Genomic DNA, 22,531 nt, shown 5'->3' with positions numbered 1-22,531 from the left:
CTGACGCATCATGGTAAAATTCACGTTAACCGCGCACCGCCGCGTCGCTCGCCAGCTTGTCCGCGCGTTCGTTGTCGGGGTGGCCGGCATGACCCTTCACCCATTTCCATTCGATACGGTGCGGCTGCGCGGCGGCGAGCAATGCCTGCCAGAGTTCGGCGTTCTTCACCGGCTTGCGATCGGCAGTCTTCCAGCCGTTCTTCTGCCAGCCGTGAATCCACTTGGTCAGCCCGTCCATGACGTAGCGGCTGTCGGTCGACAGGGTGACGCGGCACGGCTTCGTCAGCGCCTGCAACGACCGGATCGCGGCCATCAGCTCCATTCGGTTGTTGGTCGTCGGGTTCTCGGCGCCCGACATCTCCTTCTCGGTCGCACCGAACCGCAGCAGCGCGCCCCAGCCGCCGCGGCCGGGATTGCCCTTGCACGCGCCGTCGGTGGCGATCTCGACATGCGGGAGCTCGCTCATGCCAGCGTCTTCAGCTGTGCGGCGAGATCCGCATCGTACACCTTCAGTCGGCGCCAGAAGGCGAGCGGATCCTTGCGCATCACTAGCGCGTCGGGCGGGGTGTTCAGCCAGTCCCACGCACGCGACAGGGTGAAGCGGATGCACGCACCGACCGCGAGCGTCGAGAAATGGCGCATGTCCTCGTCGGCGATCGGCTGCCGCTCCGTATAGCCGGCGATCAGCGCATCGCCGACCGCTGCGTCATGATCGCGGCCGGTGGCGTCGAAACTCCACGCGGCGTGCATGATGGCGAGGTCGTAGAGGCGGTAGTCTGTGCAGGCGAAGTAGAAGTCGATCAGCCCGGTGACGTCGTCGCCCAGCATCAGGACGTTGTCTGGGAAAAGATCGGCGTGGATCACACCGCGTGGCAACTCGTCGGCTGTCGGCCAGGTCGCCAGCGTGGCACCCAGCGCGACGCCGATGTCGGCGTGGAAGCCGGGGGCGATGTCGTCGAGGCTGGTGCCGCAGCGGTCGAGCAGCGGGCGCCAGGTGTCGACGCCCATCGAATTCGGGCGGTCCTGCGTGAAGTCGGCGGACGCGCCGTGGAGGTCGGCCAGCGCGCGGCCGGCGGCGTGGGCCTGCGCCGGGGTCGGCGTGCTGAGCGATACGCCGGTAAGGAAGCGGATGAGGCACGCCGGGCGGCCGGCGAGTTCGCGGATTGCGGTGCCGTCCCGCGCGGTCATGGCGGGGGGAACGGCCAGCCCCTTACCGGCGAGGTGATCGAGCAGCGCCATGAAGTAGGGCAGGTCGCCCGCCGCGACGCGCTTCTCGTAGAGCGTCAGGATGAAGCGGCCAGCGTCTGTGTCGACGAGGTAGTTGCTGTTCTCGACCCCCTCGGCGATGCCCTTCGCCGAGACGAGGTCGCCGACGTCATAGTCGGCGAGGAAGACGCGCAGCGCCTCCGCCGACACCTGGGTATAGACCGCCATCGGAAGAGTTACGCGGCGCGCAGTTCGCGCGGCAGCTTGAAGACCAGCGATTCGCGGGTCGTCTCCACCTCGCGCTCATGCACCTCGAAGCGGGTGGCGAGCAGGTCGACGAGCTCGCGAACCAGCACTTCGGGGGCGGAGGCGCCGGCGGTGATGCCGACCGAGCCGCAGCCCTCGAGCCACGTCCAGTCGAGATCGCTCGCGCGGGCGACCAGCTTGGCGGGGGTTCCCTGCCGCTCGGCCACCTCGACCAGCCGGACCGAATTCGACGAATTGGCTGCACCCAGCACCAGCACCAGATCGACCGAGTCGGCGATCGTCTTCACCGCCGCCTGGCGATTGGAGGTCGCATAGCAGATGTCGTCGGCACGCGGTGCGACGATCGAGGGGAAGCGCGTCTGCAGAATATTCATGATCGCCGCAGTGTCGTCGACCGACAGCGTCGTCTGCGTCAGGAAGGCGAGGTTGGCGGGATCGACGGGCGTGAAATGTTCGGCATCCGACTCGCTTTCGATCAGCGTCATCGATCCTTCGGGGACCTGTCCGAAGGTGCCGATGACTTCCGGGTGTCCCGCATGGCCGACGAACAGGATGTGGCGCCCCGTCTCGACCAGCTTTTCGGCCTGGCGATGCACCTTGCTGACCAGCGGGCAGGTGGCGTCGAGATAGGAGAGGCCGCGCGATTCGGCCTTGGCCGGCACCGCCTTCGGCACGCCGTGCGCGGAGAAGACGACGGGCACGCCGTCGGGCACGTCGTCCAGCGTCTCGACGAAGATCGCGCCCTTGTCGCGCAGGCTGTCCACGACGAACTTGTTATGCACGATCTCGTGCCGGACATAGACGGGTGCGCCGTAGCGCTCGATCGCCAGCTCGACGATCTGGATGGCGCGGTCGACGCCGGCGCAGAAGCCGCGCGGGGCGGCGATCAGCAGGTCGAGCACGGGCTTTGGCTGGGTCGTCATCAGGTCCGCCTCTACGCGATTGCTTGCGCGGGGTGAAGGCGCTTGGTAGCGCGGCGAGCGCCGGGCCGCCCCGCCCGCGCGCGTATTTTCTGAAAGGTGCCTCCGCCCGTGACCGCCCGCAGCATCGTCGCCATCGCCTCTTTTGCCGCACTCGGCCTGACCGGGTGCGCCCAAACCGGCGAGATCGATGCGTCCGGCGGCATCACCGCGGTGCGCGGGGTGTGCCCGAGCGTCGCGGTGCCCGCTGCGACCGGAGACATCACGCTGTTCAACCCCGCGAACCGTACCACGGCGGACGCGATCGACGTGACCGCGGTGCTGACCAACGTGCGCTCGACCTGCAATGACGGCGTCGATCCGATCGCGACCAGCATCACCTTCGATGTGCTGGCGACGCGCACCCGCACCGACGGACCGCGTGACGTGCAGCTGCCGGTCTTCACGGTCGTCGCGCAGGGCGGCAGCGCGGTGATCGCCAAGCGCGTGCAGACGGTGACGGTACGCTTTGCCGCCGGACAGGCGCGCGCGAGCGTCGCCGGTACGTCGGCGAGCTTCGTCGATCGGGCGGCGGCGACGCTGCCCGCCGAGGTTCGCGACCAGATTACCCGCAAGCGCAAGGCAGGCGAGCAGGACGCGGCGCTGGACCCGCTGGCCGACCCGACCGTGCGCAGCGCGGTGGCGCGGGCGACGTTCGAGACGCTGGTCGGCTTCCAGCTGACCGAGGCGCAGCTGAAGTACAACGCCACGCGGTGAGGCGGGCGCGGCGCGGGCGGCCTGAGCCTGCGCCAGCAGGATCAGGACTCGCCACGTCGGGCAGCGGTGCCGGCGCAGCCGGCTCCGTCTGACGGCGTGGCGGACCGCCTCGAACGTTGACGAAGTTGAGACGTGCGCGCGCTTGCGTGGCGGGGTAGAAACGAGCGTTTTCAGCATCTTGAACAGATCCGGCGCGGGCGAACGTTGAGGCGCCGTGCGTCGATACTCAACCAGTCGGTTGAGCATGAACGTTGACGAAGTTGAGACGTGCGCGCGGTTGCGCGGCGACGTGAAACCGGTCCTTTTCAACATCTTAACCGGACCTGGCGCGGGCGAACGTTGAGATGCCGTCCGCCGATACTCAACCGATCGGTTGAGCATGAACGTTGAGAAAGTTGAGAGGTGCGCGCATGCGTCAGTGACTGGCGTGCGGTCCGAAATCACGAACGTCGAGGATGGGCGCGGGGCCGTCCGGGGACCATGATCGCGCCGATCTGCGCGCGTGCCTGCTGATGCGGGGTAGAGCAATGGCGAGCGGCCGGACATGGGCTGACTGTGCAGGCGGGACATGATGTAGGACAGCCGCTTCTGGCCCCGGCCCGCACGAGCTTTCGTGCCACGACATTTTTTAGCGGCTGCTGACGGGCCGGCCCCGGCGCGCGGCGAAGTCAGCCCCGACCGCCTCATCTGACCGACCATTGCCGGCGTAGACCGAGGCACGCGCGGCCTCGACCTTGCGCTGCACGAACGACGGAGGACCGCTTTGCATCGCGGAAACCGGTACCTCCGAATCCGCCACGTCGTCAGACGGAGCGGCTGCGCCGCACCGCTGCCCGACGTGGCGAGTCCTGATCCTGCTTGCGCAGGCTCAGGCCGCCCGCTCCCCGCCCGCGCCGAACTGCAACCCCGCCAACCGCGCGTACAGCCCGCCGCCGGCGCTCAAGTCCGCATGAGTGCCGGTTTCGAGGATGCGGCCGCCGTCCATCACGACGATGCGCTGCGCGGCGCGGACGGTGGCGAGGCGGTGAGCGATGACGAGGGTAGTGCGGTCGGTCATCAGGCGTTCGAGCGCGGTCTGGACGAGGCGTTCGCTCTCTGCATCCAGGGCGCTGGTCGCTTCGTCGAGCAGCAGTATGGGAGCGTCGCGCAGCAGCGCGCGGGCGATGGCGATGCGCTGGCGCTGGCCACCCGACAGGCGCGCGCCGCCTTCGCCGAGGAAGGTGTCGAGCCCATCAGGCAGCGCGCGCAGGAAGGTGGCGGCGTTGGCGGCCTCGGCGGCGTCCCACAGTTCCTCATCGGCGGCGTCCCAGCGGCCGTAGCGGAGGTTGTCGCGCGCGCTGGCGGCGAAGATCACGGTTTCCTGCGGCACCATCGCGATGCGCGCGCGCAGGTCTGCCGGGTCAGCCTGCGACACGGGGACGCCGTCGATGCTGACGCTGCCGGCCTGCGGATCGTAGAAGCGCTGGACGAGCTGGAACAGCGTCGACTTGCCGGCACCGGAAGGGCCGACGATCGCGACGGTCTCGCCCGGCTGTACGTCGAGGGAGAAGTCGTCGAGCGCGGCGACGTCGGGGCGGGTGGGATAGTGGAAGGTGACGGCGTCGAAGCGGATCGCGCCGCGCGGCGGCTGGGGCAGGGCGACCGGGTTGGCGGGCGCGGCGATGACCGGCTCGACCGCCAGCAGCTCGGCGAGGCGCGCGGCGGCGCCCGAGCCGCGCAGCAGGTCGCCCCACACCTCCATCAGCGCCTGGAACGAGCCGGCGACGAGCCCGCCGGTCAGCACGAAGGCGAAGATCGCGCCACCCGACATGCGCCCCCGCGACACGTCGATCGCGCCCTGCCACATCACCAGCGTGATCGCGGTGAAGATCAGGCCGATGACGGTCGCGGTCATGACGGCGCGCAGCAGGATGCGGCGCTTGGCGGTGTCGAACACGCGGTCGGTGGTGGCGACGAAGCGGCTGCGTTCGCGCGATTCTTGGCCGAACGCCTGCACGATCTTCATCGCGCCCAGCATCTCGCTGACCGTCGCGCCGACGTCGGCCACGCGATCCTGGCTGGCGCGCGAGACGCTGCGCACGCGGCGGCCGAGCAGGGCGAGCGGCACGATGATGACCGGGATGCCGAGCAGCAGCATGCCGGTCAGTTTCGGCGACAGGGTGAAGAGGTAGACGATGCCGCCGACGCCGATGATGAGGTTGCGCACCGCGATCGAGACGGTCGAGCCGACCAGCTGTTCGATGATCGTCGTGTCGGAGGTCAGGCGGCTCGCGATCTCCGACGGGCGGTTCTCCTCGAAAAAGCTGGGCGACTGGCGCAGCAGGTTCGAGAGCACGGCGACGCGCAGGTCGGCGACGACGCGCTCCCCGATCCAGGAGACGAAGTAGAAGCGGAACGCGGTCGCCACCGACATGACGACGACGATCAGTAGCAGATATTCGAACCAGCGCCCGATGTCGCCGTTGCCCGAGAACCCCCGGTCGATGATGAGGCGGAAGGACGAGGGGATGGCGAGCGTCGCCAGCGCCGCGACCAGCATCGCCGCCAGCGCCGCGGCGATATGGCCGGGATAGCGCGCGGTGATCCTCCAGACGGTGCCGAGGTTGCCCAGGCGCGGGCGGGGCGTGGCGGCAGTGGGGGAGGGTGCGGGATCGGCCATCGGCGGCCGCGTTAGCGAATGACGGGGACCGGGGGAACCTTGGCGCGAGCGGTTCGCTGCGACGATGGATAGTATTTGTCTGGAAACTTGTCGGCGTTATACCACCCTGCGAAGAGCCGCGGGCGGATCGCCCGAGCGGTGGAGGCATACCGAATGCTCTATAACGCCTATGAAGTGCAGCGCTCGATGCTGGCAGGGGCCAGCGCGCTCGCGAATTTCTCCGCCGACTGGCTGAACAATCCGGCGAACCCGTTCTCCTATTTCGGTGGCGGGCCGGTGGTATCCTCCGCGCTGTCGGTGTTCGCGCACGCCGCCGCGCCGCGCGGCAAGCCGGGGTTCGGCCTGACCCACACCGTCGTCGACGGGCGCGAAGTGGCGGTCACCGAGCAGATCGTGCTGCGCAAACCGTTCGGCCAGCTGAAGCGCTTCGTGCGCGAGGGCGTGACGGGCCAGCCCAAGCTGCTGATCGTCGCGCCGATGTCGGGGCATTACGCGACGCTGCTGCGCGGCACGGTCGAGCGGATGCTGCCGGGGCATGACGTCTACATCACCGACTGGCGCGACGCGAAGCTGGTGCCGATGAGCGACGGGACGTTCGATCTGGACGACTATGTCGACTATGTCATCGAATTCCTGGCGCACGTCGGTGCCGAGGGAGAGGGCGGCGTGCGGCCGCACATGCTGGCGGTTTGCCAGCCGTCGGTGCCCTGCTACGCCGCGGCCTGCCTGATGAGCGCGGACGACCATCCCAATCGCCCCGCCACGCTGACCATGATGGGCGGGCCGATCGACACGCGCGAGGCGCCGACCGCGGTCAACACGCTGGCGACCGAGCGGCCGCATGCGTGGTTCGAGCAGAATGTGATCGCCACCATTCCGATGTCCTATCCGGGCGCGGGACGGCGGGTGTATCCGGGCTTCCTGCAGCTCGCCGGATTCATGACGATGAATCTGGGCAGCCACATGAATTCGCACTGGGCGATGTTCAAGCATCTGGTCGCAGGCGACGGCGAGAGCGCGGATTCGACGCGCGCCTTCTACGACGAGTATCGCTCCGTCTGCGACATGACGGCGGAATTCTACCTGCAGACCATCCACGTCGTGTTCCAGCATCATAGCCTGCCCAAGGGCGAGATGATGCACCGCGGGCGCCGCGTCGATCCGGGCGCGATCCGCGACATCGGCGTGCTGGCGATCGAGGGCGAGAAGGACGATATCTCCGGCCTCGGCCAGACGAAGGCGGCGCTGACGATCGCCACCGGCCTGCCCGACGCGCTCAAGAAATATCATATGGCGCCCGAAGTCGGCCATTACGGCATCTTCAACGGCAGTAAGTGGCGGACGAGGATCGCGCCGGTGCTGGAAGAGTGGATCGCCGCCCATCCCGGCTGAGCGGGGAGCCGAACGCGTGCTGCCGCGTTCCTGCGGCTCTCCATTCCCTTCGAAAAGGCTGTTTCCATGACGACACGTACCGCATCCGCCCGCTACGAAGGCCTTGGCAAGGACGGGAAGGGTTTCGTTTCGACCCAGTCGGGCGTGCTGTCCGAGCAGCGCTATGGCTTCGGCACGCGGTTCGAGAATGAGCCTGGCACCAATCCCGAGGAGCTGATCGCGGCGGCGCATGCCAGCTGCTTCACGATGGCGCTGTCGTTCGCGCTGGCGCAGGCGGGGCATGGCAACGGCACTCTGGCAACCGATGCTGCGGTGACGCTGGAGAAGGACGGCGACGGCTTCAAGGTGACCAAGTCCGCGTTGAAGCTGACCGCGACCGTCGACGGCATCGGCAGCGAGGAGTTCCAGCGCATCGCCAACGAGGCGAAGGCCGGGTGCCCGATCAGCAAGCTGCTGAACGCGGAGATCACGCTGGATGCTACGCTGAACTGAGGATCATGGCGGATCGCAATTACGGCTCTCACCGTTCGTCCTGAGTAGCCATTGAGCGAAGTCGAAATGGCGTATCGAAGGACCGCCAGGGGTGCTTCGATACGGGTCTTCGTCTTCGCTCAGCCCCTACTCAGCACGAACGGTTCTGGGTGTAATTCCCCATCAAATCAAACCCTGCGCACGCAGGCTCGTGTGGCCGCTGGTCGCCATGATGATGTGGTCGTGGAGCGTTACGTTCAGCCGCTTGCCGGCCTCCGCGATGGCGCGGGTGATCTCGATGTCGGCGCGGCTGGGGCTGGCGTCGCCCGAAGGGTGATTGTGGACGAGGATCAGCGCGGTCGAGCCGAGCTGGATCGCGCGGCGAATCACCTCGCGAGCATAGACGGGCGCTTCGTCGACGGTGCCCTCGTTCATCAACTCGTCGCGGATCAGGCGGTTGCGGCTGTCGAGGTGCAGGACGCGGACGCGCTCGATCTGGTGATGCGCCATGTCGGCGCGCAGATAGTCGAGCAGCGACTGCCAGTTGGCGAGCAGCGGGCGATCCTGCGCCTGCGCCTTCAGGAGGCGTAGCGCGACGCCGTGCGCGGCCTTGATCGCGGCCGCCGTGGTTTCGCCCATGCCCTTCACGCGCATCAGGTCGGGCGGTGACGCCGTCATGACGCCCGACAGCCCGCCGAATTCGCGCAGCAGCGCCTTTGCCAGCGGCTTCGTGTCGCGGCGCGGAATGGCGAGCGCGAGCAGATATTCGAGCAGCTCGTAGTCGGGCATCGCTTCCCCGCCATGCGCGAGCAGGCGGGCGCGGAGCCGGGCGCGGTGGCCGGCGGCATCGTCGGGCGTGGTTGCGGGAACGTCCATCCGCCGCCAAGGTTAGGCGGAACGCACCTGTCGGTGCAATCGGGAGTGCAGCGTGACGGACGCCGAGGGCGGGACGGGATCGGCGACGGGCGGACGGCGGCGAATGCGCAAGCGCTGGCGTGCCCTGATCGCGCTGCTGATCGTGTTTGTCATCGCCGTCGTCGGGCTGTGGACGCAGCGCAAGCCGATCGCGAGCGACTTCGTGAAGCGCGAACTGGCGCGGCGCGGCGTACCGGCACGCTATGAGGTCGCGAGCATCGGCCTGTCGCGGCAGCGGCTGACCAATGTCGTTATCGGCGATCCCGCCGACCCCGATCTGGTCGCCGACTGGGTGGAGGTCGACACGCACGTCGGGCTGTCGGGCGCGTCGGTGACGGGTCTTGCCGCCGGCCGTGTGCGGATGCGGGCGCGGCTGAAGGACGGGACGCTGTCGTTCGGCGCGATCGACCGGCTGTTGCCGCCGCCCAGCGGCAAGCCGTTCGGGCTACCGAATCTCGATGCTCGATTGGAGGATGTGCGGCTGCGGGTCGAGGCGCCGCAGGGCGTGGTCGGCGTGAAGCTGAGCGGATCGGGGCGGCTCGACGACGGGTTCGCTGGGCGGATGGCGGCGGTCAGCCGGCGGCTGGATGTCGGCGGGTGCCGGATCGACGGGGCGGCGGCGGCGACCCGGGTGCGGGTGAGTGCCGGTCGTCCGACGATCGAGGGACCGGTGCGCGCCGCGCTGGTGGCGTGTGGCGAAACGAAGGTGGCGGGCGTGGCCGCGGATGCGGTGGTGACGCTGGGCGCGGCGCTGGAGCGCTGGACCGGGCGCGCGCGGGTGGCGGCGGCGTCGACGGCGGCGACCGGTGCTAGCGTGGGTCAGGCGATGGGGCAGGTGACCTTTGCCGGTACGGCGGCGGCGACCACCGGGGATGTGCGGTTGACGGTCGCGACGCCACGGTTTGCGCGCGGATCGGCCGAGAGTGCAGGGGTCGAGGGGCGCTATAAGGTCGGGACGGCCGGTGCCGAATTCGCCGGTCGGGCGCGGATCGCGCATGGCCGGGTCGATGCGGAGACGTTGGCTCGGTTGCGCGCGGATGGCGTCGGGGCGGCCACGCCGGTCGCGCCGCTGGTGCAGGCGCTGTCGAAGGCGGTCGTCGCGGCGGCGGCCGACCTGTCGGGCGAGGGTGCGCTGGAGGCGGTGCTGCGCGGCGGCGGCAGCGCGGTGCGGGTGCGCGACCTCGACCTGGCGTCCGGCAGTGGCGCGCGGTTGCGGATCGACGGCGCGCCGCTCAGGTTCGGATCGGTCGAAGTCGGCGGGCGGATCGCGCTGAACGGCGGCGGGTTGCCGGCGGCGGAGATCGTGCTGGCGCAGGCGGCGGGCGGGCTGAACGGGCGCGCGACGATCGCGCCCTATGCGGCGGGCGGTGCGCGGCTGGCGCTGACGCCGGTCACGTTCACGGCGGCGGGTGGCGCGGTGACGCGGGTGGCGACGACGGCGACGCTGTCGGGGCCGCTCGGCGACGGGCGGGTCGAGGCACTACGGGTGCCGATCGATGCGCGGTGGCGGGGCGGCCGGCTGGCGATCAATACGGCGTGTACGCCGGTCGCGTGGCAGCGGCTGGCGGTGTCGGGGCTGGTGCTCGATCCCGCGCGGCTGGCGCTATGCCCGACCGGCGCGGCGCTGGTGACGATCGATGGCGGGCGCATGGGTGGCGGTGCGCGGATCGCGGCGCCGCGGCTGGCGGGAACCCTGGGGGGCAGTCCGCTGACGCTGGCGTCGACCGGGGCGACGCTCGATGTGGGCGGGCGCGGCTTAACGCTCGGCGATGTGGCGGCGCGGATCGGGTCGCCGGGGCGGGTGACGCGGATCGACGCGGCGCGGATCAACGGGCGCATGGCGGCCGGCGGCGTCGCGGGCGAATTCTCGGGCGCGGGCGGGCAGATCGGTGCGGTGCCGCTGATCCTGTCGGATGCGGGCGGCGGCTGGCGGCTGACGGGCGGCGTGCTCGACCTGACCGGCACGCTCGGCGTGTCGGATGCGGCGACCGAACCGCGGTTCAATCCGCTGAAGGGCAACGACGTGCGGCTGCGGCTGGCGGGCGGCGAGATCTCCGCGGGCGGCGTGCTGGCGGCGCCGAAGGATGGGTCGAAGGTCGCGGACGTGACCGTTGTCCACCGCCTGTCGAGCGGCGCGGGGCGCGCGCGTCTGTCGGTGCCGGGCATCGTCTTCGACGAGAAGGGCCTACAACCGCGCGATCTGACGCCGATCGCCGACGGCGTGGTGGCCGAGGTGAACGGGCGCGTCGACGGTGTCGGCGACATCGCCTGGCACCGCGACGGCGTGACCAGCACCGGCAATTTCGGCACGGACGACACCGACCTCGCCGCCGCGTTCGGCCCGGTCACGGGGATCAAGGGACGGATCATCTTCACCGACCTGCTGGGTCTGGTGTCCGCACCCGATCAGGTCGTGACGGTGGCGACGATCAATCCGGGCATCGCGGTCGAGAACGGCACGATCCGATACCGGCTGATGGGTGGCGCGCGCGTCGCGATCGCGGGCGGGCGCTGGCCGTTCGCGGGCGGCACGCTGTCGCTGGAGCCGACATTGCTCGATTTCGACGCAACGCAGCAGCGGCGGATGACCTTCACCGTCGAGCGCGCGGATGCGGCGGCGTTCCTGCAGCAGTTCGACTTCGGCAACCTCAACGCCACCGGCATCTTCGACGGGACGCTGCCGATGGTGTTCGACCAGAACGGCGGTCGGATCGAGAACGGGCGGCTGAAAAGCCGGGCGGGGGGCAGCATCGCCTATCTGGGTGCGATCACCGAGAAGGATCTGGGCGTGTGGGGCAACATGGCGTTCCAGGCGCTGCGTGCGCTCGACTATCGCGAGCTGGACCTGACGCTGAACGGATCGCTGGCGGGCGAGATGGTGACGGCGATCCGCTTCGCCGGCGTCAGCCAGGGGGCGGGGACGAAGAGCAATTTCCTGATCCGGCGCCTCGCGAAGCTGCCGTTCGTGTTCAACATCACCATCCGCGCGCCGTTCCGCCAGCTGATGGACTCGGTGCGCAGCTATTACGATCCGGCGCGGCTGATCCAGCGCAACCTGCCCGCGCTGATGGAGGAGCGGCGGCGGCGCGAACAGGGGCTGCCGCCGACGCCGCCTTCCACCCTGCCGCCTGCGCCGCCCACCGTTCAGCGCCCCGAAAGCGAGACCATGCGATGACCGTTACCGGATTGATCGATGCGCGCGGTTGCGCAAAGGTCCGAGCCATGAAGAAGGCGATGATGCTGAGTGCGGCGATGGCCGGAATGGTGGCAGGCGGCGGGTGCGTGACGGTGAACGCGCCCGACAAGCCTATTGTCATCAACCTGAACATCTCCATCTCTCAGGAAGTCGTTTACCGACTCGATGGCGAGGCGAAGTCGCTGATCCAGAGCAACCCCGGGATATTCTGACCATGAAGACGTTCCATATCGCATTGCTGATCGCCACCGGCGCGGTGCTGGCGGTGGGTGCCTTCGCGGCGACGAGCGCCCATGCCCAGCGCGATCCCGCCTATGCCGCCGCGCGTGCAGCAGGACAGGTTGGGGAGCAGCCGGACGGCTATCTCGGCATCGTCGGCGATCCGACTCCGGCGCTGCGCGCGGTCGTCAACAACATCAATATCCAGCGGAAAGCGGCCTATACCCGCCAGGCAGCGAACGGCGCGACGATCGAGCAGATGGCGTTCGTCGCCGGCTGCAACCTGATCGCGCAGACGTCGGCGGGGGAGAAGTACCAGACGCCCGGCGGCCAGTGGCTGACCCGTGGTGCTGGCGCCCCGACCCGCGACCCGCGCTGCGTGTGAGGGATTGAAAAACGATAGTTTCTGCTATAGATACAATGCACGGTTTCTGGCTCAGAAATCATCTCCGAACCCCGGTCGTTGCAGCGGCCGGGGTTCTTTCGTTTGGAGGCCGGGTTGCAGCCCGACCTCCGCCCGCCGCTACTTGGAACGGGCTACCTCGATGATTTTCAGCACCAGGGTAGTGAAAGCCACCATCAGCATAGCAGTGCCGATGATGGTCGTTACGGTCTCATGGCTCAAAAGGGATCACCTCCTTTGCGCCGCAGGATGCGGTCGCGCGAGTTTGATGGCATAGCGATGCGCCGATCGGAAGCCGATCCCACCGCCAGGCTGGGATTTGGTTGACTCGGCAAACGCCTCTTTCTAAAGCGCGCCTGCCTTGGCGGGCTTGCCGCTCGGCCATTCGTGTCGCCCGCAAATCGTGGGAGAATGCGCGTGGCGGAGAACGAGCCCGGACTGGACCCCATCGCCGAAGACGCACGACTGGCCTCGCTCGACGAGCGGCTGGAACGGGCGAAATCGGACGAAGCGATCCGCAGCGGCGAGGCACGGGATGGATCGGAGGCGAGCTATCGCCTCGGCAATCGCGTGCTGGCCGAGCTGATCGGGGGAATGGTCGGAGGAGCGCTGATCGGGTGGGTACTCGACCGGTTGCTCGATACCTCTCCCGGGTTCCTGATCGGCCTGCTGTTCCTGGGAATCGCGGCCGCTTTCAGGAACATCATCAGGATTTCCAGCGGACGCCCGAAGTGATTTTCGGGCGTCTGTCTTAATTTCGGGAAACGCGCGCGTGTCAGCAGGTTCCGGCAAGATCGATCCGATGCACCAGTTCGAGGTGCAGTCGATCTGGGACGGCTTCCAGATCGGCGGCCACCAGATCGCCTTCACCAACTCGGCCGCGTGGATGTGCGTGACCGTGGTGGTGCTGTGGGCGTTCATGCTGGGCGGGATGAAGCGCCAGGTCGTGCCCGGCCGCTGGCAGATGATGGTCGAGGGCTTCACCGGCTTCGTCAGCTCGCTGCTCACGCAGAACATGGGCAAGGCGACCGGCGCCAAGTACCTGCCCTACGTCTTCTCGCTGTTCATGTTCATCCTGTTCGCCAACGTCCTCGGCCTGATGCCGCTCGGCGTCGTCGGCGTGCATCCCTTCACGCTCACCAGCCACTTCACGGTGACCGGCGTGCTCGCCGTGCTGAGCTTTTCGATCGTGCTGATCGTCGGCTTCTGGAAGCATGGCCTGCATTTCTTCAGCCTGTTCGTGCCCGCCGGCACGCCCATCGCGATGATCCCGGTGATCGCGCCGATCGAGTTCGTCTCGTTCATGGTGCGCCCGTTCTCGCTGGGCCTGCGACTGTTCGTCGCGATGACCGCGGGGCACGTGCTGCTGAAGGTGCTGGCCGGGTTCGTCATCAACGCGGCCAATGCCGGTGCCGGATACGGCCTGCTGGTCAGCGTTCCCGCCTTCACCCTGATGATCGGTATCTCGGCGCTCGAGCTGCTGGTCGCAGGCGTGCAGGCCTATGTCTTTGCGCTGCTGACGTCGTTGTACATCAACGACGCCGAGCATCTGCACTGAGTTTCGTTTCCAACCACAGATAAACACGCAGGAGTTACTACTATGGACGCAGAAGCAGCAAAGGCGATCGGCGCCGGTCTGGCCGCCATCGGCGCGGGCCTCGCCGCCCTCGGCGTGGGCAACGTGTTCGCCAAGTTCCTCGAAGGCGCCTTGCGCAATCCAGGCGCTGCCGACGGCCAGCAGGGCCGCCTGTTCATCGGCTTCGCGGCCGCCGAGCTGCTCGGCCTGCTCGCGTTCGTCGTCGCGATGATCCTGCTCTTCGTCGCGTAACCCTTGCTTTGGCGGGCGCGGGGCCGCGTGGCCCCCGCCCGTAGGATTGCCATGCCCCAGATCGCCCAACTCAGCGCCACATGGGCCAGCCAGGCCTTCTGGCTGCTCCTGACCTTCGGCATCGTCTACCTGGTCGTCGGCCGGGGGATGGTGCCCAAGGTGCAGCAGACGATCGATTCGCGCGATGCGTCGGTCGCCGCCGACCTGACCGCGGCCGAAGCCGCGCGCCGCGAGGCGGATGCGCAGGAAGAGCGCTGGCGCGTCCAGGAAAATGCGGCGCGCGAGCGTGCCCGCAGCCTGCTGGGCGACGCGGGCGCACGGGCGGCGGCATCGACCGAGGCCACGCTGGCCACGGCGGGTGCGCAGGCGCATGCGCAGATCGCCGACGCCGAGGCCCGCATCGCGGCCGCTTCGGCAGCGGCGATGGCGGAGATCGAGGACGTGGCGGCGGATGCCGCCCAGGCGATCGTGGGTCGCCTGTCGGGCGCCGACGTCAGCAAGGCAGAGGCCGCTCAGGCGGTGAAGGCGGCACTTCATGGCTAATCTTTCCGCAGGCTCGGCCGAGGTCGCGCAGAACCTGTCGAACGCCGACCATGCGCAGGGCCTGCCCGATACGGGCGGCAAGGCGCTGACGGTCGAGCACGCCGAAACCGGTGGTGCGGCGCATGCCGATCCGTCGGTGTTCGGGCTCGACGCGACGGTGTGGGTCTCGCTCGCCATGATCGGCTTCCTGGCGATCCTGATCGTCAAGAAGGTGCCGACGCTGATCGCGGCGGGGCTGGATCGCCAGATCGCGGCGATCCGCCAGCGGCTGGAGGAAGCCAAGCAGCTACGCGCCGAGGCCGAGGCGCTGCGCGACGAATATGCGCGCAAGCTGGGCGACATCGAGGCGCAGACGCGCGAGATCGTCGCGCATGCCGAGGACGAGGCGAAGGCGCTGGTCGCCAAGGCCGAGGTCGATGCCGCCGAACTGGTCCGTCGTCGCGGCAAGATGGCCGAGGACAAGATCGCCGCGGCAGAGCGCACCGCGCTGGCCGAGGTACGCGCCAAGGCGGCCGATGCCGCCACCCGTGCGGCGGCGAGCCTGATCGCGGCGCGGCACGATGCCGGCATCGATCGTCCGCTGGTCGATCGCACGATCGCCGGGATCGGCCGTCCGAACTGAGCCGTCGCACGGGACATCCGTGCGTCGCTATCGAGATGCAGGGCGGCGGGCAGATGTCCGCCGCCTTTCGTTCGTGTGCCGGACATCGCGTCGAGTGATTCGAATTTGTCGAGCATCGCAGCGAATCAGACGATTCGCGGCTCAGCGCCCGACCCGCCGGATCGGTCAAAACCTCATTCTGTGCCGTGCAGCCGGGCGATACGCTGGAAAAGGTGACATCAGTCCCGATTTGTGACATTGGTAACCAACCTCTTCACGAGACTTTGTTCGCACAACAGCGGTATCAGGGGTCATCGAGAGTGGCGGCGCGGGGGCGTCGCAGCAGTTTTGTTGGGGGTTACCATGTTCACCAAGGTCATCGGCACTGCCGCGATCGCCGGCGCTATGCTGGCCACCGCACCGGCGCAGGCGGGCACGCTCGTCCTGACGTCGTCGACGAACAGCTCGGATTGGGATGCAACCAAGGTCGGCACGAGCTGGTCGATGGGCACCGTCGACGGCGCCACCGTGACCGCGAGCGCGTGGTCGACGAGCAGCCTGACCGCCAGCCCGGTCGCGGCCTATCTGGGCCGTTACCAGAACGGCCTGGGCGTCACCAACGCATCGACAGATGGCAGCCACACCATCGACAACGTCGGCTATTACGACTTCGTCATGCTGACCTTTTCGAAGGCGGTGCGGCTGACCGACATCTCGCGCTACGGCTATGACGTCGATGGTTCGCCGAACACGATCTCGACCGACGCCTGGATCAGCTATGGCAGCAGCGCGTTCAACACGTCCACGCTGTGGGACGGTTACATCAATCGCGGCGTGAACGTCGGCGCGACCCTGGGCGGTGTCAGCAACAATTTCGGGACGGTGTGGCTGGTGGGCGCGGCGCGCACCGCGACCAGCCGCGACGACGGCTTCAAGCTGACCTCGATCACCGTGACGACGGTGCCGGCGGTTCCGGAACCGGCCACGTGGATGATGATGATCCTCGGCTTCGGCGCGGTCGGCGCGACCTTGCGTCGTCGTCGTGCGGCGGCACGGGTCACCTTCGCCTGATAGCGTCGGGCGGTCATTCCGCCCGGACGAACAACGAAACCGCCGTCCCGGCCAGTGTCGGGGCGGCGGTTTCGCGTTTCGGGCGGGGCGACCGAGGGCCTCGGGTCGCACGGTCGTCGGGTAGCCGCGACGAATGTATTCGCGGTGCTCCCGCGCAGGCGGCAGCCTGGAGTGGCAGGCGTTGTCCTTCGTAACCCTGGGCTCCCGCCTGCGCGGGAGCACGGATAATGGCGGTCGACCGTGCCGCGATCCACATGAGTGGCGAGGGGCAGTCCCGGATCAAGCCCGATGAGCGTTCAGTCGCGCGAGGCGGGCGTGTGGCTCCGGCATCACGTGCCTCCCGTTGTGAAGACCGTCGCCGGACCCTAGATCGAGCGCGATGTCGCGTCCCGATGCTCCCGATCGTTTCAACGAGGAAAAGTCCACTTACACCGTACGGGGCAGCGATGCCCCCGATCTGGAGGCGGGGGTCGCGGCGATCCGCAACGTCGTGCAGACGCTGCCGGTGCGGCCCGGCGTCTACCGCATGCAGGATGCCAAGGGCGACGTACTGTACGTCGGCAAGGCGCGCGCGCTGAAGAACCGGGTGACGAACTATATCCAGGTCCAGCGGCTGTCGAAGCGGTTGCAGCGCATGGTCGCGCAGACGCGGTCGATGACGATCGTGACGACGAACAACGAGGCGGAGGCGCTGCTGCTCGAGGCGCAGCTCATCAAGCGCTATCGCCCGCCGTACAACGTGTTGTTGCGCGACGACAAAAGCTTCCCCTTCATCCTGCTGCGCGCCGATCACGCGTTTCCGCGCATCCAGAAGCATCGCGGCGCGCGGCGGGCGAAGGGCGACTACTACGGCCCGTTCGCGAGCGCGGGCAGCGTGAACAACACGCTGAACGCGCTGCAGAAGCTGTTCCTGCTGCGATCCTGCACCGACGGCTTCTTCAAGACGCGGGACCGGCCGTGCCTACTGTACCAGATCAAGCGGTGCTCGGCGCCGTGCGTCGGGCGGATCGACCGCGAGGGCTATGCCGAACTGGTCAGTGATTCGAAGAACTTCCTCGCCGGCAAGGCGACCGACGTACAGGCGAAGCTGGGTGCCCAAATGACCGCGGCGGCCGAGGGCATGGACTTCGAGCTGGCGGCGGTGATCCGCGACCGGCTCCGCGCGCTGACGTTCATCCAGGGCACGCAGTTCATCAATGCCGAAGGCGTCGGCGACGCCGACATCTTCGCGCTGGCGGCGCATGAGGGGGTGATCGGCATCCAGGCGTTCTTCATCCGCGGCGGGCAGAATTGGGGGCATCGCGACTTCTTCCCCGCGCACACCGCGGAGGTGTCGGAGGACGAGGTGCTGATGCAGTTCCTCGCGCAATTCTATGAGGACGTGCCGCCGGCGCGGACGATCCTGCTTGACCGCGAGCTGGGCGAGGGCGAGCTGCTGGCGCAGGCGCTGGGCGATGCGGCGGGGTACAAGGTCGCGCTGTCGGTGCCGCAGCGGGGGACGCGCAAGCGGTTGATGGAGCAGGCCAGCCGCAACGCGCGCGAGGCGCTGGAGCGGCGGCTGGCCGAGTCGACGACGCAGGCGCGGCTGAACCGCGAGGTGGCCGAGCTGTTCGGGCTGGCCGAGCCGCCGCAGCGCATCGAAATCTACGACAACAGCCATATCCAGGGCACCAGCGCGCTGGGCGCGATGGTCGTCGCCGGGCCCGAAGGGTTCAGGAAGGGGCAGTATCGCAAGTTCAACATGAAGCGCGCCGATACGATCGCGGGCGACGACTACGGCATGATGCGCGAGATGCTGGGCCGACGGTTCGGCAAGCTGGTCGGAGACGGTGCGGAGGCGGATCGCGATTCGGGCGACTGGCCGGACCTGGTGCTGATCGACGGCGGGCGCGGGCAGCTGAATGTCGTAAAGGCGGCGCTGGAGGAGTTGGGCATCGAGGACGTGTGCCTGGTCGGCGTCGCCAAGGGGCCACACCACGGCCGCGACGGGCGCGAGGTTTTCCACATGATGGACGGGCGCGAGCTGATGCTGCCGGTGAATTCGCCGGTGCTGTTCTACCTGCAACGCCTGCGCGACGAGGCGCATCGCTTCGCGATCGGCGCGCACCGGGCGAAGCGCGCCAAGGCGATCGGCGCGAGCCCGCTGGACGAGGTGCCGGGCATCGGGCCTGCGCGCAAGAAGGCGCTGCTGATGCACTTCGGCACCGGCCGCGCGGTGCGCAACGCGAGCCTGAACGACCTGCAGAAGGCGCCCGGCGTATCGGCGGCGGTCGCGCAGCAGGTGTATGACTTCTATCACGCGAAATGATGCGCTAGCGTCGGTCCCTGGGGCGAAATGCGGGGGCAGATGATGCGGAAGACGGCTGTGTTGGCGGTGCTGATGGCGAGCACGATCTCCAGCAATGCACAGGCCGGCGACACGCCGCGCTATGGCCCGGTGCCGGCCTGGGTCGTGGCGGCGCCGCCGCTCGATCCGGCGAAGCTGCCCGCCGACGCGCCAATCCTGCTGGTGTTCGACAACCAGCAGCGCCTGTCGGACGGCACCGTCTCGGTCTACACCGAGACGACGATGCGGATCGCGACGCCCGAGGTGCTGGGGCAATCAGGGACGATCGCGTTGCCGTGGATGCCGGACAAGGGCGACCTGACCATCCATTCGGCCGAGATCCTGCGCGGCGGCGAGACGATCGACCTGTTGAAGGGCACGACGAAATTTTCGGTGCTGCAGCGCGAACAGGCGCTGGAGCAGCGCATGATGAACGGCATGCTGACTGCGACGATGGCCGCGGAGGGGCTGCGTATCGGCGACCTGCTGCGCGTCCGCCTGACCGTCACGCAGCGCGACCAGGCGTTGAAGGGGCAGATGCAGACGATGGCGCCGGTCATGGCCGCGCCGTTCCGCGCGGGCTTTGCGCGCGTGCGGATGTCCTGGCCGGTCGCCGATGCCGTGCAGGTCCGCAGCTATTTCGATGGCACGGCGCCAGTGCCGCGGACCGAAAACGGCTTTCGCGTCGTCGAGCTGACCATGCCCGTCGCCAAGCAGCCCGACCTGCCCGGCGACCTGCCGATGCGGTTCCAGCGCCCGATGCTGATCGACGCGGCCAGCTTCGGCGGGTGGAGCGATGTCGCGAAGACGATGGCGCCCATGTACGCGACCGACGGGCTGATCGCACCCGGCAATGCGCTGGCTGGCGAGGTCGAGCGCATCGCCAAGGCCGAGACGGTGCCGCTGCGCCGCGCGGCGAAGGCGCTGCAACTGGTGCAGGACGAGGTCCGCTATCTGCTGATGGGCATGAATGGCGGCAACTACCTGCCCCAGTCCCCGGCGCAGACGTGGTCGCTGCGTTATGGCGACTGCAAGGCGAAGTCGCTGATGCTGCTCGCCATGCTGCGGTCGCTGGGCATCGAGAGCGAGGCGGTGCTGGCATCGGCGCAGGGGATGGACCTGGTCAGCCGGCGCCTGCCGATGCCGGGCGCGTTCGACCATGTGATCGTCCGCGCCTTGATCGACGGCAAGGACTATTGGCTCGACGGGACCAGCGCCGGCACGCGACTGGAGGATATCGGCGATGCGCCGCCGTTCCGCTTCGTCCTGCCGCTGCGCACCGCTGGCGCCGAGCTGACCCCGCTGCCCGTCCATGCCAACGCCCGCCCCAATGTGACGGTGACCACCGATTACGACCAGCGCGCGGGCCTGTCGTTTCCGAGCGTGTTCCGCACCACGATGCGGTTCCGCGGACCGATGGCGGCGATGCTGAACGCCGGTGCGGCACAGGCATCGGCGCAGCAGAAGATCGACATGATCCAGGGGATGGTCACCGAAAGCATCGGCGAGGCGCAGCTGGCCGATTCGTCGTTCGCCTATGATCCCGCGTCGGGCACCGCGACGGTCGAGGCCACCGGCATCGTGACGACGCCGTGGCGGCGCGAGAACAAGCGGATGCGCTGGGGCGTCGACAAGGCGGTCGACGCGATCGGCTTCGCGCCCGATCGCTCGCGGCCGGCGTGGCGCGAGATGCCGGTCGCGACGGGCGTGCCGGAGAGCATATCCTATCGCACTACCGTGTCGCTGCCCGCCAAGGGCAAGGACTTCGCGCTGGAAGGCGACAATGCGCTCGGTGCGACGATCGCGGGCGTGGCGGTGACGCGCAAGGCGAGCCTGCAGGACGGCGTGGTGACGCTCGACGAGCGCAGCGACCGGACCGGCGTGGAGATCGCGCCTGCGGACGTCGCCGCCGAACGTCAGCGGCTGGCACTCGCGCAATCGCGGGCGTTGCGGATCGTCGCGCCGGCAATCGTGCCGCCGCGCTGGCAGGACGTGAAGACCGCCAAGGCCGAAGGTCGCTTCGCCCCGATCGAGGCGGTGCTGGCCAAGGCGATCGCGCGCGAACCGAGCGAGCCGACCGGGTACGAAAGCCGGGCGAGCTTTCGCGCAGGCATCTACGACCGTCGCGGCGCGATCGCCGATCTGACGAAGCGGATCGAGCTGGGCAACGAAGGGTCGTTCCTTTTGCGGCGGTCGGGGCTGTATCGCGACCTGGGCGAACTCGACAAAGCCTATGCCGATGCAAAGGCGGCGCTGACGCTCGATCCGGGATCGGACGTCGCGCTGGTCGCCGTGGCCGAGCGCGAGGCGGATCGGGGCGCGGCGAAGGCCGGTATCGCCCTGTTGCAGGAGCGGATCGACGTGGGTGGCAAGGACCGGTTCGGCTTCATCGCAACCAAGGCAGGGCTGCAGGCGGACGCAGGCGATGCGGATGGCGCGATTGCGACGCTGGACGCGGCGCTGACCGAACGGCCGGGCGATCCCGACCTGCTCAATGGCCGTTGCTGGATCAAGGCGACGCACAAGCTGAAGCTCGATACCGCGCTGAAGGACTGTACCAAGGCGATCGAGCTCGCCGACCATCCGGCGGCCGCGCTCGACAGTCGGGCGATGGTGTATTTCCGGCTCGGCCGGACGGAGGAGGCGCTCGCCGATCTGGAGGCGGCGCTGGACGCGGTGCCCGATCAGCCGAGCAGCCTGTTCCTGCGCGGCATTATCCGCAAGGCGGCGGGCGATGCGGCCGGCAGCGCGTCCGATCTGGAAGGCGCGCGCATCATGTCCCCGCGCATCGACGGCGAGTACAAGCGCTGGGGCATCACCGCCTGACGCCCCTCCCCGCCGGCAGGCGGGTCTGGTAGCGTCGCGGGATGCACCTGCGCGCGCCCGCCATCGTCCTGTCGATCCGTGCGCATGGCGAGCATGGCGCGGTGGTGCGGGCGTTGACGCCGGATGACGGCGTGCAGCCGGGCTATGTCCGCGGCGGGCACGGGCGGCGGTTGCGGCCGGTGTTGCAGCCCGCCAACCGCGTGCTGGGCGAATGGCGGTCGCGCACCGACGATGCGCTGGCGGGGCTGACCGTCGAACTGCTCGACAGCCGCGCGGCGCTCTATGCCGAGCCGCTGGCGGCGGCGGCGCTGGAATGGGCGACCGCGCTGACTGCGGCGGCGCTGCCCGAGGCGCAGCCCTATCAGCGGCTGTATGCTGCGCTGGACGGAGTGATCGCGGCGATCGAGGCGGCGCCGGGCGCGCGCGGCTGGGCGGTGGCGCTGGTACGGTACGAGTTGCTGTTGCTGGCGGAGCTGGGATTCGGGCTTGATCTGACGACCTGCGTAGTGACGGGAGCTGGCGACGAATTGGCGTTCGTCAGCCCGAAGAGCGGTGGGGCGGTGAGCCGGGCGGCGGCGGTCGGGTATGAGGCGCGGTTGCTGCGGCTGCCGCCGTTCCTGATCGCGGGCGGCGAGGCGGAGTGGGGCGCGATCGTCGACGGGCTGGCAGTGACGGGCCACTTCATCGCGCGTGACCTGCTGCACGGACGCGCGGCGGATGCGCTGGCGGCGCGCGAGCGGCTGGTGGATAGGATCGCGCGGGCGGTGTGACGTTGTGTTCGTACGGCTTTTTGCCGGTGCTCGCGCGCAAGCCGGAGCCCAGAGTCACAAACATCGCCCTTTACGACTCTGGGCTCCCGCCTGCGCGGGAGCACGGTGTTTGTCGTCGAAGAGCATGGCGCCAGCTTGTCGACGTGGGGGCGAGCTGACCGG

General features: G+C 68.7%; 20 protein-coding genes. 15 read left to right on the top strand and 5 right to left on the bottom strand.

The window, feature by feature from the left end; genetic code table 11:
* Positions 1-25 precede the first annotated feature (25 nt).
* The 3 genes from rnhA to ispH are packed head-to-tail and all read right to left on the bottom strand — an operon-like array spanning position 26 to position 2,396.
* Positions 26-466, bottom strand: coding sequence for a ribonuclease HI (gene rnhA, locus ACX40P_RS00220; RefSeq protein ID WP_459124297.1), 441 nt, complete (start codon positions 464-466; stop codon positions 26-28).
* Entirely contained in the window at positions 463-1,434 is a 972-nt protein-coding gene (thrB, locus tag ACX40P_RS00215; RefSeq protein WP_459124296.1) for a homoserine kinase, read from the bottom strand. The genes rnhA and thrB overlap by 4 nt, the downstream gene beginning before the upstream one ends.
* 8 nt (positions 1,435-1,442) lie before the next feature.
* Positions 1,443-2,396 carry a 4-hydroxy-3-methylbut-2-enyl diphosphate reductase gene (gene ispH, locus ACX40P_RS00210; RefSeq protein WP_459124295.1) on the bottom strand — a complete coding sequence of 318 codons (954 nt, stop codon included), beginning with the start codon at positions 2,394-2,396 and terminating at the stop codon, positions 1,443-1,445.
* A 108-nt stretch (positions 2,397-2,504) separates the two neighbouring features.
* Between ispH and ACX40P_RS00205 the strand changes: the two genes are divergently transcribed.
* Positions 2,505-3,149: a hypothetical protein gene (locus ACX40P_RS00205; protein ID WP_459124294.1), complete on the top strand. Its 645-nt coding sequence runs from the start codon at positions 2,505-2,507 to the stop codon at positions 3,147-3,149.
* Between the two features lie 868 nt (positions 3,150-4,017).
* On the opposite strand, the gene ACX40P_RS00200 is transcribed toward ACX40P_RS00205, so the two are convergent.
* Entirely contained in the window at positions 4,018-5,808 is a 1,791-nt protein-coding gene (locus ACX40P_RS00200) for an ABC transporter transmembrane domain-containing protein (protein ID WP_459124293.1), read from the bottom strand.
* A 153-nt stretch (positions 5,809-5,961) separates the two neighbouring features.
* Here ACX40P_RS00200 and ACX40P_RS00195 point away from each other — a divergent pair, with 153 nt between their 5' ends.
* Positions 5,962-7,200, top strand: a complete 1,239-nt coding sequence (locus tag ACX40P_RS00195; RefSeq protein WP_459124292.1) for a polyhydroxyalkanoate depolymerase — start codon at positions 5,962-5,964, stop codon at positions 7,198-7,200.
* Between the two features lie 66 nt (positions 7,201-7,266).
* Positions 7,267-7,692 carry an OsmC family protein gene (locus ACX40P_RS00190; RefSeq protein WP_459124291.1) on the top strand — a complete coding sequence of 142 codons (426 nt, stop codon included), beginning with the start codon at positions 7,267-7,269 and terminating at the stop codon, positions 7,690-7,692.
* Between the two features lie 162 nt (positions 7,693-7,854).
* On the opposite strand, the gene radC is transcribed toward ACX40P_RS00190, so the two are convergent.
* Entirely contained in the window at positions 7,855-8,547 is a 693-nt protein-coding gene (radC, locus tag ACX40P_RS00185) for a RadC family protein (RefSeq protein WP_459124290.1), read from the bottom strand.
* Between the two features lie 52 nt (positions 8,548-8,599).
* On the opposite strand from radC, the gene ACX40P_RS00180 reads away from it, so the two are divergent.
* The 12 genes from ACX40P_RS00180 (at position 8,600) to recO (ending at position 22,369) form a co-directional block, all read left to right on the top strand.
* A complete protein-coding gene (locus ACX40P_RS00180) occupies positions 8,600-11,761 on the top strand; it encodes a YdbH domain-containing protein (protein WP_459124289.1) in 3,162 nt (1,053 codons plus the stop codon).
* Positions 11,758-11,994: a YnbE family lipoprotein gene (locus ACX40P_RS00175; protein WP_459124288.1), complete on the top strand. Its 237-nt coding sequence runs from the start codon at positions 11,758-11,760 to the stop codon at positions 11,992-11,994. The genes ACX40P_RS00180 and ACX40P_RS00175 overlap by 4 nt, the downstream gene beginning before the upstream one ends.
* A gap of 2 nt (positions 11,995-11,996) precedes the next feature.
* Positions 11,997-12,386 carry a YdbL family probable chaperone protein gene (locus ACX40P_RS00170; RefSeq protein WP_459124287.1) on the top strand — a complete coding sequence of 130 codons (390 nt, stop codon included), beginning with the start codon at positions 11,997-11,999 and terminating at the stop codon, positions 12,384-12,386.
* 435 nt (positions 12,387-12,821) lie between these two features.
* Positions 12,822-13,139 carry an AtpZ/AtpI family protein gene (locus tag ACX40P_RS00165; protein ID WP_459124286.1) on the top strand — a complete coding sequence of 106 codons (318 nt, stop codon included), beginning with the start codon at positions 12,822-12,824 and terminating at the stop codon, positions 13,137-13,139.
* 37 nt (positions 13,140-13,176) lie between these two features.
* A complete protein-coding gene (locus tag ACX40P_RS00160; RefSeq protein ID WP_459124285.1) occupies positions 13,177-13,962 on the top strand; it encodes a F0F1 ATP synthase subunit A in 786 nt (261 codons plus the stop codon).
* 42 nt (positions 13,963-14,004) lie between these two features.
* Positions 14,005-14,232: a F0F1 ATP synthase subunit C gene (locus ACX40P_RS00155; protein ID WP_459124284.1), complete on the top strand. Its 228-nt coding sequence runs from the start codon at positions 14,005-14,007 to the stop codon at positions 14,230-14,232.
* Positions 14,233-14,283: 51 nt separating this feature from the next.
* Positions 14,284-14,775 (top strand): F0F1 ATP synthase subunit B family protein, encoded by a 492-nt coding sequence (locus tag ACX40P_RS00150; protein ID WP_459124283.1) that lies wholly within the window; start codon positions 14,284-14,286, stop codon positions 14,773-14,775.
* Positions 14,768-15,397: a F0F1 ATP synthase subunit B family protein gene (locus ACX40P_RS00145; protein WP_459124282.1), complete on the top strand. Its 630-nt coding sequence runs from the start codon at positions 14,768-14,770 to the stop codon at positions 15,395-15,397. The genes ACX40P_RS00150 and ACX40P_RS00145 overlap by 8 nt, the downstream gene beginning before the upstream one ends.
* Before the next feature lie 342 nt (positions 15,398-15,739).
* A complete protein-coding gene (locus tag ACX40P_RS00140) occupies positions 15,740-16,447 on the top strand; it encodes a PEPxxWA-CTERM sorting domain-containing protein (RefSeq protein WP_459124281.1) in 708 nt (235 codons plus the stop codon).
* 379 nt (positions 16,448-16,826) lie between these two features.
* A complete protein-coding gene (gene uvrC, locus ACX40P_RS00135) occupies positions 16,827-18,755 on the top strand; it encodes an excinuclease ABC subunit UvrC (RefSeq protein WP_459124280.1) in 1,929 nt (642 codons plus the stop codon).
* Between the two features lie 42 nt (positions 18,756-18,797).
* Entirely contained in the window at positions 18,798-21,599 is a 2,802-nt protein-coding gene (locus tag ACX40P_RS00130) for a DUF3857 domain-containing protein (RefSeq protein ID WP_459124279.1), read from the top strand.
* A gap of 41 nt (positions 21,600-21,640) precedes the next feature.
* Positions 21,641-22,369, top strand: coding sequence for a DNA repair protein RecO (gene recO, locus ACX40P_RS00125; RefSeq protein WP_459124278.1), 729 nt, complete (start codon positions 21,641-21,643; stop codon positions 22,367-22,369).
* Positions 22,370-22,531 lie beyond the last annotated feature (162 nt).

It is taken from the genome of Sphingomonas sp. RS2018 (assembly GCF_054489605.1).
Note: the sequence above shows the minus strand (reverse complement) of the source record. Positions and strands in the feature narration are given on the sequence as shown.

Coding starts and splice junctions, on each gene's coding strand:
- rnhA (WP_459124297.1), bottom strand. CDS start 466: ATGAGCGAGCTCCCGCATGTCGAGATCGCCACCGACGGCGCGTGCAAG.
- thrB (WP_459124296.1), bottom strand. CDS start 1,434: ATGGCGGTCTATACCCAGGTGTCGGCGGAGGCGCTGCGCGTCTTCCTC.
- ispH (WP_459124295.1), bottom strand. CDS start 2,396: ATGACGACCCAGCCAAAGCCCGTGCTCGACCTGCTGATCGCCGCCCCG.
- ACX40P_RS00200 (WP_459124293.1), bottom strand. CDS start 5,808: ATGGCCGATCCCGCACCCTCCCCCACTGCCGCCACGCCCCGCCCGCGC.
- ACX40P_RS00195 (WP_459124292.1), top strand. CDS start 5,962: ATGCTCTATAACGCCTATGAAGTGCAGCGCTCGATGCTGGCAGGGGCC.
- ACX40P_RS00190 (WP_459124291.1), top strand. CDS start 7,267: ATGACGACACGTACCGCATCCGCCCGCTACGAAGGCCTTGGCAAGGAC.
- radC (WP_459124290.1), bottom strand. CDS start 8,547: ATGGACGTTCCCGCAACCACGCCCGACGATGCCGCCGGCCACCGCGCC.
- ACX40P_RS00175 (WP_459124288.1), top strand. CDS start 11,758: ATGACCGTTACCGGATTGATCGATGCGCGCGGTTGCGCAAAGGTCCGA.
- ACX40P_RS00170 (WP_459124287.1), top strand. CDS start 11,997: ATGAAGACGTTCCATATCGCATTGCTGATCGCCACCGGCGCGGTGCTG.
- ACX40P_RS00155 (WP_459124284.1), top strand. CDS start 14,005: ATGGACGCAGAAGCAGCAAAGGCGATCGGCGCCGGTCTGGCCGCCATC.
- ACX40P_RS00150 (WP_459124283.1), top strand. CDS start 14,284: ATGCCCCAGATCGCCCAACTCAGCGCCACATGGGCCAGCCAGGCCTTC.
- ACX40P_RS00145 (WP_459124282.1), top strand. CDS start 14,768: ATGGCTAATCTTTCCGCAGGCTCGGCCGAGGTCGCGCAGAACCTGTCG.
- ACX40P_RS00140 (WP_459124281.1), top strand. CDS start 15,740: ATGTTCACCAAGGTCATCGGCACTGCCGCGATCGCCGGCGCTATGCTG.
- uvrC (WP_459124280.1), top strand. CDS start 16,827: ATGTCGCGTCCCGATGCTCCCGATCGTTTCAACGAGGAAAAGTCCACT.
- ACX40P_RS00130 (WP_459124279.1), top strand. CDS start 18,798: ATGCGGAAGACGGCTGTGTTGGCGGTGCTGATGGCGAGCACGATCTCC.
- recO (WP_459124278.1), top strand. CDS start 21,641: ATGCACCTGCGCGCGCCCGCCATCGTCCTGTCGATCCGTGCGCATGGC.